This window comes from Paenibacillus sp. CAA11, assembly GCF_003060825.1.
Taxonomy (GTDB): Bacteria; Bacillota; Bacilli; order Paenibacillales; family Paenibacillaceae; genus Fontibacillus.
The window spans coordinates 4,348,264-4,361,150 of the sequence record NZ_CP028922.1; the positions used below are offsets into that span (position 1 = coordinate 4,348,264).

Consider the following 12,887-nt stretch of genomic DNA (forward strand, 5'->3'; position numbering starts at 1 on the left):
TTTTGGAATTGCTGCTTATCGTCTTATACGTATATAACCTCATGTCCCGCTGCCTTAAGCAGACGGTTCATGACCGCAGCGCCAAGCCCCTCCTCCGGACAGGCCTCGGCAAGCATATAGGTGGCTCCGGCCTCATCGAACTGCCGCAAGGCCGCGTACAGCCGCTGGGCGGCTGTCTCAGGCGCGGCCAAGCTGCCGAGCGAAAGCATCGTATGGGCGCCATGATATTTCGCGAGGTGCTCTTCAAAGGCGAGGATGCCTGTTACCTCGCCGCGCGCATTGGCCGCATCCAGCTCGGCCTGAATGCGGGCCGCCACCGCTTCCTGTGATGCCCCCATCACAATCCGCAGGCTGCCGCTCGGCGCATAATGCGTGTACTTCATCCCCGGCGCCTTCGGCCGCGCCGGGGCCTCCCCTCCCCCGCCGCTCTCCAGGGCGGGGTCGAGCTGCACGCTCGCCGCAACGCGGGCGAGCTCTTCTACCGTGATCCCGCCAGGGCGGAGCACGGTTACCATTCCATCGGCGCCGCATTCCACCACCGTCGATTCCAGGCCCACCCCTGTGGGCCCTCCGTCGACGATGCCGTCAATGGCGCCGTCCAGGTCCTCGCCCACGTGGCTGGCCAGCGTGGGGCTCGGTCTTCCCGACCGGTTGGCGCTGGGAGCCGCCACCGGACAGCCCGCTGCGGCAATGAGCCGCAGCGCAACGGCGTGGTCGGGCATGCGCACGCCCACGGTGGACAAGCCTGCCGTCACGCGGGGCGAGACGGCACCGGGCCGCACCGGCAGCACCAAGGTCAGCGGGCCGGGCCAGAATTCGGCCATCAAGCGCCGGGCCGTATCGTTCACCTCGGTCACAAGCTCCGCAAGCTGGCTTTCCTCCGCAATATGCACGATCAGCGGATTATCCGATGGCCGTCCTTTGGCTTTGAAGATATTTTCAACCGCCTCGGTGCTCCGGGCATCACCGCCCAGCCCGTACACCGTCTCCGTTGGGAAAGCTACGGTCCCTCCCCCGGCCAGGACTTGAGCGGCCTCGGCAATCGCCTCCTCTGCTTTGGCCTCTGCCAAACCGTCCGCGGACGGGGACACCCATGCTGTCGCATCCCAATAACGCGTATGCTTATCTCTTTGATCTTGATCTCTCATATCAGTTCATCTCAAACTTTCTATCTGTTTTCAGGTTGGCAACATGCATAATGCAATGACTTCTATTATAACTCGTTAGGGCCCCTAGGTTCATCCATCTCCAGAGATTTTGCAAAAAAGCTAAAGGGCGATCATCACGCGAACAATCCTACGAACCAATCCCACACATTCTCGAGCAGCTCCCATAGAAAAAAACGCACCTCCGTGTTTTCCTCTGACGCTTGAACCCGCTTCCCTTCTGTTCCTTCCGTATTCGAGCTTTGCGCCAGCGCCTCTCCGCTTCCCGCATCAATGAAGCAGAGCGGCGGAAACAGCACACACCACCAGTTCTTCCCTTCTCCGTCGCCAAGCGTCACCCGCAAAGCCTCGTAGTTCCCTGCAGGATAAAGCGTCCCGCCATACAGCTTTGCCGGAAAGGGGACCTGCCCCAGTTCAACCTTAAAACCATAACTCTTGCCATTCTCCTTCAAGGTGCGGGCCACCTGCGCTTCAACCTCCGGCAGCTTCGCCCGTACAATTTCGCGGGCTGCCTCTAGACTTTGCGGCTGTTCGAGCGACTCTACCCAAGTGTTCATCTGCTCGACAACCGCATCGCGCACCTTCCGTTTGACCAGCTGATCCGCAGGACGATCAGAATTAGCTAGGATGCGGAGCCGAATCGAATCCTGTGGAATTAGGGTGTTGATGGCCGAGGCATCCGTTTTTTGTCCTTCCCAAGACATCATCAGAATAAAAGTACTAAACATGATAAGTGCTAAACTTTTCATAAAGCTTGCTGCCCGGTTTATATGAGATCCCCTTTTCATCCGTTTACCCTCCCGTAATCTATCTTCTTTTCTATCAGACAGTATGTCCGGGCCGGCGAATCTCTAAACCTATTAAAAAAAGCTATCCTAGCTTAGGAATTTCTCCCTAGCCCTGGATAGCTATCCGATTCTATTAAGATGGCAATTCCTCTGGTTCTGTGTCTTTGCCGTGCAGCTTTACACTCATGACAATTCCCATACTCATCATATTGATCAGCAGCGAGGTTCCGCCATAACTGATGAAGGGCAGCGTGATCCCGGTCAGCGGCATCAGGCCGATAAACATGCCGATGTTCTCAAAGATTTGATACAGAAACATCGCCACGATCCCCACGATCAGGAACGGCCCTCGTCGGTCACGCGTCTCCAGAGAGATCAGGATCATACGGTGAATCAATATAAAATAAAGCAGCAGCAGCACCGAGGCGCCGATAAAGCCAAATTCCTCCCCGACCACGACAAAGATGGAATCAGAATACGTATAAGGTACGCGGGCATTCTGAACAGAATCCCCCTTCATATAGCCCTTACCCATCAAGCCGCCTGAAGCGATGGCAAGCTTGGCGTTTCTCGTATGATAGGCCGCATCCTTAGAAGCCTTCTCAGGCATGAGCCAGGGATCAATCCGCTGCAGCCAATGCTCCCGACTCGTTCCTTTTACAGCAGCCTCGATCTGATCATGGAATGTGACATAAGATTTGATGCCCACGATGATCGTGGCAGCCATCACTACAAGCAGGATCAGCGCATGGGAATACTTCAGATTCCCTACCCATAGCAGGCCGAGCAGAATAACCAGATACGAGAGGGCATTCCCCATATCGTTCTGGATCATAACCAGACCGAACGGAATCATCGTAGCTAACGTTAACGGTACAACATTTCTCCAGAATAAAAGGCGTGCATTATATTTACGCACCAAGAGTGAGGTCAGCGTAATAATCAAGATCAGCTTAAAAAGTTCCGCTGGCTGCAAACTTAGGCCGATAACCGGAACTTTAAGCCATCCCTGCGCACCATTCACTGTCCCCCCGATGAAAATAACCAGAACCAAGAGGGCCAGGCCGAAGCCCAGAATATAGAGATAGTATTTGAATAAGACACGGTAGTCGACGATCGCGACCCCGAAGAAGACAGCAAAGCCCAAAATGTAGTAATATAACATCCTCTTGTCCGCCCCTTTAAAAGACGGCCATGCGGCAATGCCGCTGTGCACAAGAAGAATGCTGAGGATCATAAACACAGCCAGGATAAAGACGATCGGCCAATCCATTTTCTTAAACTTAGGTATCATCAAGCGGCTCCTTCCAGAGATTACGTACGCCCAGAAGGCTTACATCTATCCATCATACAATGAATTTATAAACAAATTATAACGATTCACAAAAAATACCGCCATTTCCTCCCGAGCTTGGGATGAACAGCGGTATCCCCTCTTGGTCAACCGTGCGAGGCTGCAGCCGTCTTAGCCACCTCCAGCTGCTCGTCGTCCTCCTGTCCATACAGTCTGATACTCATGACCAGACCCAGGCTGGCCATATTAATCAGAATGGACGTTCCTCCGAAGCTGATAAAGGGAAGAGTAATTCCTGTCAGCGGCATCAAGCCGATAAACATACCGATATTTTCGAATATTTGATACAGCAGCATCGCTACGACTCCTACAATGATGTAGGGCCCGCTTCGTTCCTTAGCCTCCAGGGAGATTAAGATCATTCTATGAATCAATATAAAATATAAGAGCAGTAAAATCGATGAACCTATAAAACCGAATTCCTCTGCAATGACTACAAAAATGGAATCAGAATAAGTGAGCGGCACCCGCTGAGTTCCGTCCCCTTTCAGATAGCCCTTTCCTGTCATCCCGCCGGAAGCAATCGCAAGCTTACCGCTGCGCGTCTGATAGGCATCATCCTTGTTAGCTTGGTCCGGCATAAGCCAAGGATCGATCCGCTTCAGCCAGTGCTCACGGTGAATGCTCTTCATGAAGGCATAAGCTTCATCATGATAGTTCACATAGGCCTTGATGCCGCCGAAGACCGCACCGCCAATCAGAACAGCAGCAATGAGGGCATGGATGTACTTAATATTGCCTACCCATAGAATCCCCGCCAGGATGACCAAATAACTCAGCGCATTGCCCAAGTCATTCTGGCCCATAACCATAACAAAGGGCACTAAAGTCACCATTCCCAGCGGTACAACATCCCTCCAGAACTGGAGCTTGACCTTCCTCTTGCGCAGCAGCAAGGCCGCCAGGGCAATCGTCAGCACAAGCTTGAACAGCTCAGCCGGCTGAAAGCTGAAACCGCCGATACTCAGCCAGCCTGTGGCGTTGTAATACTCCCTACCGGCAACCATTACAATGATCAGCAAAGCTATACCGAACAAATAGACGTAAAGCGCGTATTTCACAATAAACCGATAATTCAGAAGCGACATTCCAAAAAAAGCTACAAATCCGAGTATATAATACCTCGCCATTCGGATGTGATACCCGTCATACTTGGTACCGTTCGTTGCACTGTAAATTACAGCAATACTAGCGCACATGAGCAGAACCAAAATAAATACAACGGTAAAATCGATCTTCTTGAATTTGGTTAGCATGAAGCCCTCTGCCCTTCCGGCCTACAGCGGCCTACTGAATCTCTTCCTCCATTTTAGAGGATATTCTGAGCAAAGCCAACTTTCTAAAGGTCTATTCCAATGACATGGCGTTCAATTCCTGCATAGTCCTTGATGATCTCAATCTCAGTCCAGTGTCCGGCCCGTCTCAACAGCTCGGCCACATCGCCCGCTTGGCCCATCCCAAGCTCAAAGCCGATGAGCCGGGGCGGTGCTTTGAGCAGCGGCAGCTGCTCCATCATCACCCGGTACGGGTCCAGGCCGTCCGCGCCGCCATCAAGTGCCGAGCGAGGCTCGTAATCCCGGACCTCGGTCTGCAGCCCTTCAATATCCCGTGCCGGGATATAGGGCGGGTTAGACACAATCAGGTCCGGCGCTTCGCCTGCCAGCGGTTCAAGCAGGTTCCCCTGCTTGAACGCAATGTCCAGCTCCAGGCGGCGCGCATTGTCCCGCGCCACCTCCAGCGCGGCCGGCGAGATATCCGTCGCCGTCACTTGCCAAGCGGGGCGCAGCGACTTCAGCGCCGCCGCAATAGCCCCGCTGCCGGTGCCGATATCGGCAGCAGCGGGAGATCCGCCCGGCCACAGCCGCTGTCCCAGCTCCGCGATGCGCTCGACGAGCAGCTCTGTCTCGGGACGCGGAATCAGCACAGTCGGGCTGACTTTGAAGGGGAGCCCATAAAACTCCTGCTCCCCGATAATATACTGCGCCGGTTCCCCCGCAGCCTTGCGGGTTACCGCTGCTTCCCAGGCGGCCTTGTGCTCCGCCGGGAACGGCTCTCGCTGGGCCGCCAGGAAGGCCGCCGGCGACTGGCCAAGCAAATTCCCGAGCAGCAACCGGGCATTGGATTCAGCCTCCCAGATGCCGGCCTCCGCCAAAAAAGAAGAAGCCTCCTTAAGGGCTTCTGATATATTCATCGCTGATGACATGACATATTTGTCTCTGTGCAAAGCGTTATTCTCCTTTGTCCATCATCTCAGACTGTTCTGCAATCGTCAGAGCAGACACAATTTCCTCAATCTCTCCGTTCATCACTTGATCCAGCTTATGCATCGTTAGACCAATGCGGTGATCGGTCACACGGCTCTGGGGGAAGTTGTAAGTCCGGATCCGTTCGCTTCGGTCGCCTGTTCCGACCTTGCTCTTCCGCTCACCAGCATACTTCGCTTCCTCTTCTTGACGCATCATGTCAAAGATCCGTGCTCTAAGCACCTGAAGCGCCTTCTCCTTATTGGAGTTCTGTGATTTGCCGTCCTGGCAGGTCGCCACAATTCCAGTCGGAATATGGGTTACCCGCACCGCGGATTTGGTCGTGTTGACAGACTGCCCGCCAGCGCCGCTGGAGCAGAACGTATCCACGCGGATGTCCTTATCAAGGATCTCGATATCCACTTCCTCAGCCTCAGGCATAACCGCTACGGTTGAAGTGGAGGTATGAATCCGTCCGCCGGATTCCGTTGCTGGAATCCGCTGCACCCGGTGAGCCCCACTTTCGTACTTCATCTTGCTGTAAGCGCCGCGGCCGTTGATCATGAAGATAACTTCTTTGAAGCCGCCGAGATCGCTCTCATTCACGTCCATCAGGTCTACCTTCCAGCCTTGACTATCCGCAAAGCGGGTATACATCCGGTACAAGTCCGCAGCAAACAAGGCAGCTTCATCTCCGCCCGCTGCACCACGGATTTCCACAATCACGTTTTTATCATCATTAGGATCCTTAGGCAGCAGTAGAATACGGATCTTCTCTTCGAGTTCCGTCTGCCGCTTGCTTAGATCTTCAATTTCCATCTTAACCATTTCGCGCATCTCGTCATCCAGCTTCTCGGCTTGCATCTCTTTAGCTGCAGCCAACTCTTCCATGACGGTTCTATATTCGGTGTACGCCTCATAAGCCGGCTGTAAATCCGATTGTTCTTTGGAATAATCCCGCAGCTTCTTCGTATCGCTCGCCACATCTGGATCGCAGAGCAGCTCGCTCAGCTTCTCATAGCGGTCGACCAGGGATTGAAGTCGGTCCAACAAGGGAAATCACCTCTCTTGTGTGAAAATTTCCTAAAAAAGTCACCTATCACCTGTCAAGCAAATGCAGGGTAGACGACTTTTTATTATAGCATAATCCTTGTATTTTGAATAGACAATCCGCCTACAGAAATTATGGGAGCTTTCTATTAAAAACTGCCCTCAGTATATCACTGGGGCAGTTCTGTGTTCATAACGATGCTATGATGAATTTCATATATATTACACGTTAAACCGGAAATGCATGACATCTCCATCTTGCACGACATAGTCTTTGCCTTCCAGACGAAGCTGGCCTCGTTCCTTCGCTGCATTCATGGAGCCTGCTGCCATCAAGTCGTCATAGGATACCACTTCGGCGCGGATAAAGCCGCGTTCAAAGTCACTGTGAATAACGCCAGCTGCACCCGGCGCCTTGGTTCCCTTGCGGATGGTCCAAGCACGAACTTCCTGCACGCCTGCAGTAAAGTAAGTGTACAAACCAAGAAGACGGTAGGCCGCCTTAATAAGGCGGTTCAGACCGGATTCTTCAAGACCCAGCTCTTCCAGGAACATCGCCTTGTCCTCACCTTCCAATTCGGCGATTTCCGCTTCCACCTTCGCACTGATCGGCACAACTTCCGCATTCTCAGCCTTGGCGAACTCTATTACCTGCTGCACATAAGGATTCTCATCCGCCGTGCTTACGCCGTCTTCACTGACGTTCGCAGCGTATAATACGGGCTTAAGTGTCAGAAGGTGCAGGTCGCGCACAATCGCCTTATCATCTTCTGAGAGCTCTACGCTGCGCGCTGGCTGGTCGTTGTAAAGGGCTTCCTTCACACGCTCCAGCACTTCCACTTCCTGCGCATACTGCTTATTGCCGCCCTTCATATTCTTCTTGGATCGCTCGATCCGCTTCTCTACGCTGTCCAAGTCGGCCAGGATCAGCTCGAGATTAATCGTCTGAATGTCGCTGACTGGATTTACTTTACCATCAACATGGGTAATGTTCTCGTCTTCAAAGCAGCGGACCACATGAACGATAGCGTCCACCTCTCGGATGTGGGCCAGGAACTTGTTCCCAAGGCCTTCCCCTTTGCTCGCTCCGCGCACGAGGCCTGCAATATCTACAAATTCAAAAGCGGTCGGTACGGTCTTGTTCGGCACAACCAGCTCGGTCAGCTTATCCAGACGCTCATCCGGCACTTCCACGACACCCACGTTCGGGTCGATCGTACAGAACGGATAGTTCGCGGATTCCGCACCCGCTTGTGTAATTGCGTTAAACAGTGTGGATTTGCCGACGTTCGGAAGACCCACGATACCTGCTTTCAAAGCCATTTATATGACAACTCCTTTTATTAACCAATCTCAGCATATTATATAGTAAAGGGCGTGAACCAACAAGCAAGTCCGCAGGAGGTTACAGCATCTTGGAAAAAATAAACGCATTCCTCCTGTTTGTCCCTTGAACAAGGACATTGCTTCGTTTTGTCTTTTAAAAGGTGGACACTGCAGGATAGGTATGCCCTCCCAATTCGGGCGGGAGATCGGCTTCAATTAATTTTTCATAATTTAAATTTAATAAACTAACCTGCCTGACCTTATATATCGGTGTCCATCTTTTAAAAGACAATCCTGAGTTTTGTCCGTAGTCACAGGACATCCCTGCCTAAAAGCCTTTTGCTCTAAGCGACAGCAAGACTTGAGAAGTTATTAAAGATGATCCCCGGCATGAACCTTTCCTGAATCTAATACAGGGCTAAAGTGAGGTTAGAACTTGGAAAGCAAGTTGCTCTAACATGCTCCTGCCTTGCTCTGGGTTCGCTCCGGGCCTGCTTTGGGTTCGCTCCGGGCCTTGCTCTGGGTTCGCTCCGGGCCTGCTCTGGGTTCGCTCCGGGCTTGTTCTGGGTGGTTCACCCCAAGCTTACTCTACGCATGCTCTTAGCATGCTCTTAGCTTGCTTTTGGCTTGCTTTTGGCTTGCTTCGTGCTTGCCCCATCTACGCTAAAACAGCTGCCTACCCCCGGCCTTTTTCAAAGGGCTCTTCACATCTTCTCACCCGGCAAGCAATCTCTTGTCTCCGCTTTATTCACCATAAAGCGGTCGTTAACATCGCTATTCATCCCCTTCGTCAAACAATTCCTGCAGCATCTTACTTCGGTTCTCCAGAAAACGCCGGGTTATAATATAGTGCATTGTATCCTCGTAACGGGTTTCACGGATGGGCCGAGCATCAAAGTCTATAATTTGCGCGTGCGGATACCCCAGCAGGATGGGAGAGTGCGTGGCAATAATGAATTGAGCCTCCTGCTCCAGCTCCTTGATAATTTGGAGAAACGCAAGTTGTCTTGCAGGAGACAAAGCCGCCTCGGGCTCATCGAGTAAATAGATGGCCTTTTTGCCGAAGCGGTTGCTGAACAGCGAAACAAGTCGCTCACCTCGTCCTTTCCAAGTACGATTTTCTCTCGTATGAGGCTCTTAATTCCTTTAACTCTCCCTTCGGATGAGCCGTGTTGTTCCGCGCAGCGCCGATATGCTTCCTGCGCCGATGCCGAACATTGCGATCCGCAGCTCCAGCTCAACGCGGGCAAGGCTCGCATCCACTTCGGCCTCGGAGCGGACGGCCGGGCCGAGCAGCGCGCGGCCGAACCCGGCAAGGTCGGCGCCCAGCGCCAAGGCCTTCGCCGCGTCAACGCCGGACTGAAGCCCGCCGCTGCCGATGATCGCGGCGCCCGGCAGCATTCCGCGCACCTCGCGGATGGAATCCGCGGTCGGAATGCCCCAGTCGGCGAATGCCGTGGCCGCTTCACGCCGCAGCGAATCCGCGCTGCGGTGCTTCTCGACCTGGCTCCAAGACGTGCCGCCCGCACCCGCCACGTCAATGAAGGCTACGCCGGCATTGGCCAGGCGCTTTGCCGTCTCGGCATCAATGCCCCAGCCCACTTCCTTCACACCGACCGGGACCTCCAGCTCACGGCACAGCCCTTCTATTCGCTTTAACAGCCCACCAAAGGCTGTATTTCCCTCCGGCTGAAAAACCTCCTGAAGGCTGTTCAGATGCAGCACCAGCATATCGGCCCCTGCAATATCCACAGCCCGCCGGCAGTCCTCAGCGCCAAATCCATAGTTTAGCTGGATCGCGCCAAGATTCGCGATAATGGGCACAGATGGCGCCAACTTCCGCACAGCAAAGGTACCGGCAAGCTCCTCCCGCTCGACAGCAGCCCGGATGGAACCAACCCCCATCGCCCAGCCTCTGCGCTCAGCAGCTTCTGCCAGCCGTTCATTGATCACAGCTGCTTCCGGGCTGCCCCCAGTCATGGAGCTGATTAAGAGCGGCGTACGTACTGAGCGTTGAAGGAAGGACGTCTCTAAGCAAATTCGGTCAAAATCCACCTCCGGTACAGCATTATGCTTAAAACGGTAATTCTCGAAGCCCGTGGTAATCCCCTGTCCTTCTACCTCTTCCTGTAAGCAGATCCGAATATGCTCTGTCTTCCGCTTCGAGGTAATCTTGCTGGATGCCTCTTGATGGCTTGAAGTCTCTGGTGGGGCAAGAATACTGGCTGAAGCCTCATGATCTATAAACTTCTGAGGAAGAGAGCCTAATGTCCCCTCCTGATATCCTTGAACCGCATCAGCGGTGAACAGTCCTAATTGTTTGCGCTCGCCGCGGTGCAGCGGTCCTCTTTTGCGGAAGCTTCCGCCTCCGGTCCGTCCGTAACGTTCTCTCAATTCTTGTTCGCTCCTTATGGCGGATTTCATCTATTTACAGCCTAAGTACAATCTAATCTCTTGGCCGATACAGCTTGTTCTTTACTTATTGTATTATAATGACTGCTTGTCTCCAAGTTGATCCCCCAATTCCCTGACACTGTAAAGGAACCATCCAATACAAGAAACGCCACTACCCCAAACATTGGAATAGCGGCGCTAATTATAGGGAATCAGCCGAAGTGGAACGCACCTCAGACGGTACATCAGAAGCCTGTAGCACCTGAGAAGCCTATAGCAGAGGAGACATCAGCCGTGCAGCAGATTCCATGATCCGGACAAAAATCTTTTTCTTCATAAAAGCCTTACGCTCAATCAGCTTGGTAGACAACAGGTCCCGCTCAAAATCCTGCACGATCTTCCGAATGCTGTCCGTTTGGACGAGGAGCGCATTCACCTCAAAATTCAAATGAAAGCTCCGCATATCCATGTTGGCAGTGCCTACTGTAGCTACCTCCCCGTCAGCAATCAGCAGCTTGGAATGCAGGAAGCCTTTTTCATATTCATAAATCTTAACCCCTGCATCCAGCAAAGAAGGAAAATAAGAATGCGATGCCAGGAAAGGGAGCCACTTATCCGGCTTTGCTGGGAACAGCACACGCACATCGAGCCCTGATAACGCAGCAACCTTAAGCGCCGTTAAAATATCATCATCCGGGATGAAGTAAGGCGTCGCCAGCCACACCGACTTTTTGGCCGACGTAATCATAGCGAAGATCACATTCTTCAGTGACCTTGTCTCGTTATCCGGTCCGCTTGGCAGAATTTGTACCGCACCGCTGCAGCCCCGTTCCAGCTCTGGAGACAAATATTCCTGGCCCATAATGGTTTTGCCGGTTACATATTTCCAGTCCTGCAGAAAAATAATTTGCAGCGAACGTACCGCTTCTCCCTTAAACAGCATATGCGTGTCCCGCCAGAAACCATAGGTTTTGCTGCGGCTCAAATATTCGTCCCCTACATTCAGGCCGCCAATAAAACCGGTATTACCGTCAATCACGACGATTTTCCGGTGGTTCCGATAGTTAACCCGGCTTGACAGCGATAGAAAACGCACGGCACCGAACACGCCGATCTCTACCCCTGCAGCACGCATTTCGTTAAGAAAAACGGGCGAGAGGCCAAGACTGCCCACTGCATCATACATAAATCTGACCTCAACACCGGCTTTGGCCTTCTCAATCAAGGTCTGCTGAATCTCGCGGCCAATCTCATCCGATCGGTAAATGTAATACTGCATATGGATATGATGCTTCGCCTTCTTGAGCTCATTAAGAAGAGAGCCGAAGGTCTCCTGTCCGTTGGTCAGCACACGGGTGCGGGTCGCCAGCGAGAATGGGGTTCGGGCGATCCGTTGGGACAGGCGCAGCAGCTGCTGTTGATCCTCTGTAAATTGGGACATATCCCCTGGGAGTACCAGCCCGTTATGATCTATCCGTTCATATGCCTGAAGGTCCTCTTGGAGCTTTTTGTCGTATTTTCTGCGTTTGAAATAATTTTGGCCGAACAGGAAATAAAAAACTAAACCGACGATCGGCAGAAGCGCCAGCACAAGAATCCAGGCCAGCGTGCTTGAGGGATTTCGATTCTCCATAAATATGGCTAAACCAATCGTAAGCACCGTCAAGGTCTGGAAGATACTAACCAGTGTTCCCCCGAATTTGCCGAAGATGTTGAACCCAAATAAATAGAATGCGATTAATATCGCTGCAATGAGGGCAATTTGTATTCCGCGTCTCATAGTCATCCCCTTTATATCTGTCTCTTCATTCGCATGTTCTGCCTTTATTCTACATGAAGCTGCAGGTTCTTCCTATCACCTTCCCTTAAAATATATCACTCCCGGCTTGCCCCATGCTTGACAGAGCTTAGGAAGCTGTGAAAGAATGACCTATCGATCGTTAGGTAAAGGAGGTTAGGAAATGGCAGTTGGCAAACAAGGACTGCTTCAGGCTGCACTCTGCCGGTTTGCTCTAGACGGCTATGCTGGAGCCTCTCTCAAAGATATCGCCGAGGAAGCTGGAATTAAGAAGCCCTCTATTTATGCTCACTTCCAAGGGAAGGATGACTTGTTCCTCCATGTGCTGGAGCATTGCGTCATCAAGGTGAAGCGCAAGATTAGGCGCTTCTATCTTCACCAGCTGGATGAACCGCTTTCCCAGCGGCTAAAGGGGCTACTCTCCTTCCTGCAGGACAGCTATCATCAGGACCGGGATACTCAGTTTCTGCTCCGCACCTTCTATTTCCCTCCGCAGGAGCTGTATGCCGAGGTGCTGAGCCGGGGAAATCCCTTTCTGGATGGAATGGAGCAGATGCTTACCCTAGAGCTGGGCAGAGAGATACAGAACCGGGGATCTTCATTAATCGAACCTGCCCATGCCGCAACCGCCTATATGACGCTCGCGGATGGCGTTCTGCTCGATATGCTGTATGAAATTCCTGAACGCTCGCGCCGAAGACTAGAATTGTCTTGGCCTGTATATTGGAAGGGAATTCAGCGCTAACCTTAAGTAAATTTCGAATTGGA

Annotated in this window: 10 protein-coding genes and 1 pseudogene; 1 reads left to right on the forward strand and 10 read right to left on the reverse strand. The window is 52.6% G+C overall.

The window, feature by feature from the left end:
• Nucleotides 1-23 precede the first annotated feature (23 nt).
• The 10 genes and pseudogenes from DCC85_RS20375 to cls all read right to left on the reverse strand — a co-directional run bounded on the left by DCC85_RS20375 (nucleotide 24) and on the right by cls (nucleotide 12,101).
• Nucleotides 24-1,148 carry an L-threonylcarbamoyladenylate synthase gene (locus tag DCC85_RS20375; protein ID WP_108467201.1) on the reverse strand — a complete coding sequence of 375 codons (1,125 nt, stop codon included), beginning with the start codon at nucleotides 1,146-1,148 and terminating at the stop codon, nucleotides 24-26.
• A gap of 134 nt (nucleotides 1,149-1,282) precedes the next feature.
• Nucleotides 1,283-1,954 carry a stage II sporulation protein R gene (spoIIR, locus tag DCC85_RS20380; RefSeq protein ID WP_234414249.1) on the reverse strand — a complete coding sequence of 224 codons (672 nt, stop codon included), beginning with the start codon at nucleotides 1,952-1,954 and terminating at the stop codon, nucleotides 1,283-1,285.
• Between the two features lie 133 nt (nucleotides 1,955-2,087).
• The gene (locus DCC85_RS20385; protein ID WP_108467202.1) at nucleotides 2,088-3,248 is read right to left on the reverse strand and encodes an FtsW/RodA/SpoVE family cell cycle protein; all 1,161 of its coding nucleotides are present in this window, start codon (nucleotides 3,246-3,248) and stop codon (nucleotides 2,088-2,090) included.
• Between the two features lie 146 nt (nucleotides 3,249-3,394).
• On the reverse strand, nucleotides 3,395-4,564 hold the full coding sequence (locus DCC85_RS20390) for an FtsW/RodA/SpoVE family cell cycle protein (RefSeq protein ID WP_108467203.1): 1,170 nt from the start codon (nucleotides 4,562-4,564) through the stop codon (nucleotides 3,395-3,397).
• An 83-nt stretch (nucleotides 4,565-4,647) separates the two neighbouring features.
• Nucleotides 4,648-5,499: a peptide chain release factor N(5)-glutamine methyltransferase gene (gene prmC, locus DCC85_RS20395; RefSeq protein ID WP_108467986.1), complete on the reverse strand. Its 852-nt coding sequence runs from the start codon at nucleotides 5,497-5,499 to the stop codon at nucleotides 4,648-4,650.
• A gap of 37 nt (nucleotides 5,500-5,536) precedes the next feature.
• Nucleotides 5,537-6,604: a peptide chain release factor 1 gene (prfA, locus tag DCC85_RS20400; protein ID WP_108467204.1), complete on the reverse strand. Its 1,068-nt coding sequence runs from the start codon at nucleotides 6,602-6,604 to the stop codon at nucleotides 5,537-5,539.
• A gap of 219 nt (nucleotides 6,605-6,823) precedes the next feature.
• Nucleotides 6,824-7,924 carry a redox-regulated ATPase YchF gene (gene ychF, locus DCC85_RS20405; protein ID WP_108467205.1) on the reverse strand — a complete coding sequence of 367 codons (1,101 nt, stop codon included), beginning with the start codon at nucleotides 7,922-7,924 and terminating at the stop codon, nucleotides 6,824-6,826.
• Nucleotides 7,925-8,701: 777 nt separating this feature from the next.
• A pseudogene (locus tag DCC85_RS20410) lies at nucleotides 8,702-9,025 on the reverse strand (AAA family ATPase); the annotation flags it as partial.
• Between the two features lie 48 nt (nucleotides 9,026-9,073).
• Nucleotides 9,074-10,147, reverse strand: a complete 1,074-nt coding sequence (gene fni, locus DCC85_RS20415) for a type 2 isopentenyl-diphosphate Delta-isomerase (protein ID WP_234414488.1) — start codon at nucleotides 10,145-10,147, stop codon at nucleotides 9,074-9,076.
• A 445-nt stretch (nucleotides 10,148-10,592) separates the two neighbouring features.
• Complete coding sequence (cls, locus tag DCC85_RS20420) at nucleotides 10,593-12,101, reverse strand: cardiolipin synthase (protein ID WP_108467208.1); 1,509 nt, start codon at nucleotides 12,099-12,101, stop codon at nucleotides 10,593-10,595.
• A gap of 181 nt (nucleotides 12,102-12,282) precedes the next feature.
• Here cls and DCC85_RS20425 point away from each other — a divergent pair, with 181 nt between their 5' ends.
• Nucleotides 12,283-12,864 carry a TetR/AcrR family transcriptional regulator gene (locus DCC85_RS20425; protein WP_108467209.1) on the forward strand — a complete coding sequence of 194 codons (582 nt, stop codon included), beginning with the start codon at nucleotides 12,283-12,285 and terminating at the stop codon, nucleotides 12,862-12,864.
• Nucleotides 12,865-12,887: the final 23 nt, after the last annotated feature.

Excerpts from the sequence above, each read along its gene's own strand:
- DCC85_RS20375 (WP_108467201.1), bottom strand. The coding sequence starts at position 1,148 with ATGAGAGATCAAGATCAAAGAGATAAGCATACGCGTTATTGGGATGCG.
- prmC (WP_108467986.1), bottom strand. The coding sequence starts at position 5,499 with ATGAATATATCAGAAGCCCTTAAGGAGGCTTCTTCTTTTTTGGCGGAG.
- DCC85_RS20425 (WP_108467209.1), top strand. The coding sequence starts at position 12,283 with ATGGCAGTTGGCAAACAAGGACTGCTTCAGGCTGCACTCTGCCGGTTT.
- ychF (WP_108467205.1), bottom strand. The coding sequence starts at position 7,924 with ATGGCTTTGAAAGCAGGTATCGTGGGTCTTCCGAACGTCGGCAAATCC.
- DCC85_RS20390 (WP_108467203.1), bottom strand. The coding sequence starts at position 4,564 with ATGCTAACCAAATTCAAGAAGATCGATTTTACCGTTGTATTTATTTTG.
- DCC85_RS20385 (WP_108467202.1), bottom strand. The coding sequence starts at position 3,248 with ATGATACCTAAGTTTAAGAAAATGGATTGGCCGATCGTCTTTATCCTG.
- spoIIR (WP_234414249.1), bottom strand. The coding sequence starts at position 1,954 with ATGAAAAGGGGATCTCATATAAACCGGGCAGCAAGCTTTATGAAAAGT.
- cls (WP_108467208.1), bottom strand. The coding sequence starts at position 12,101 with ATGAGACGCGGAATACAAATTGCCCTCATTGCAGCGATATTAATCGCA.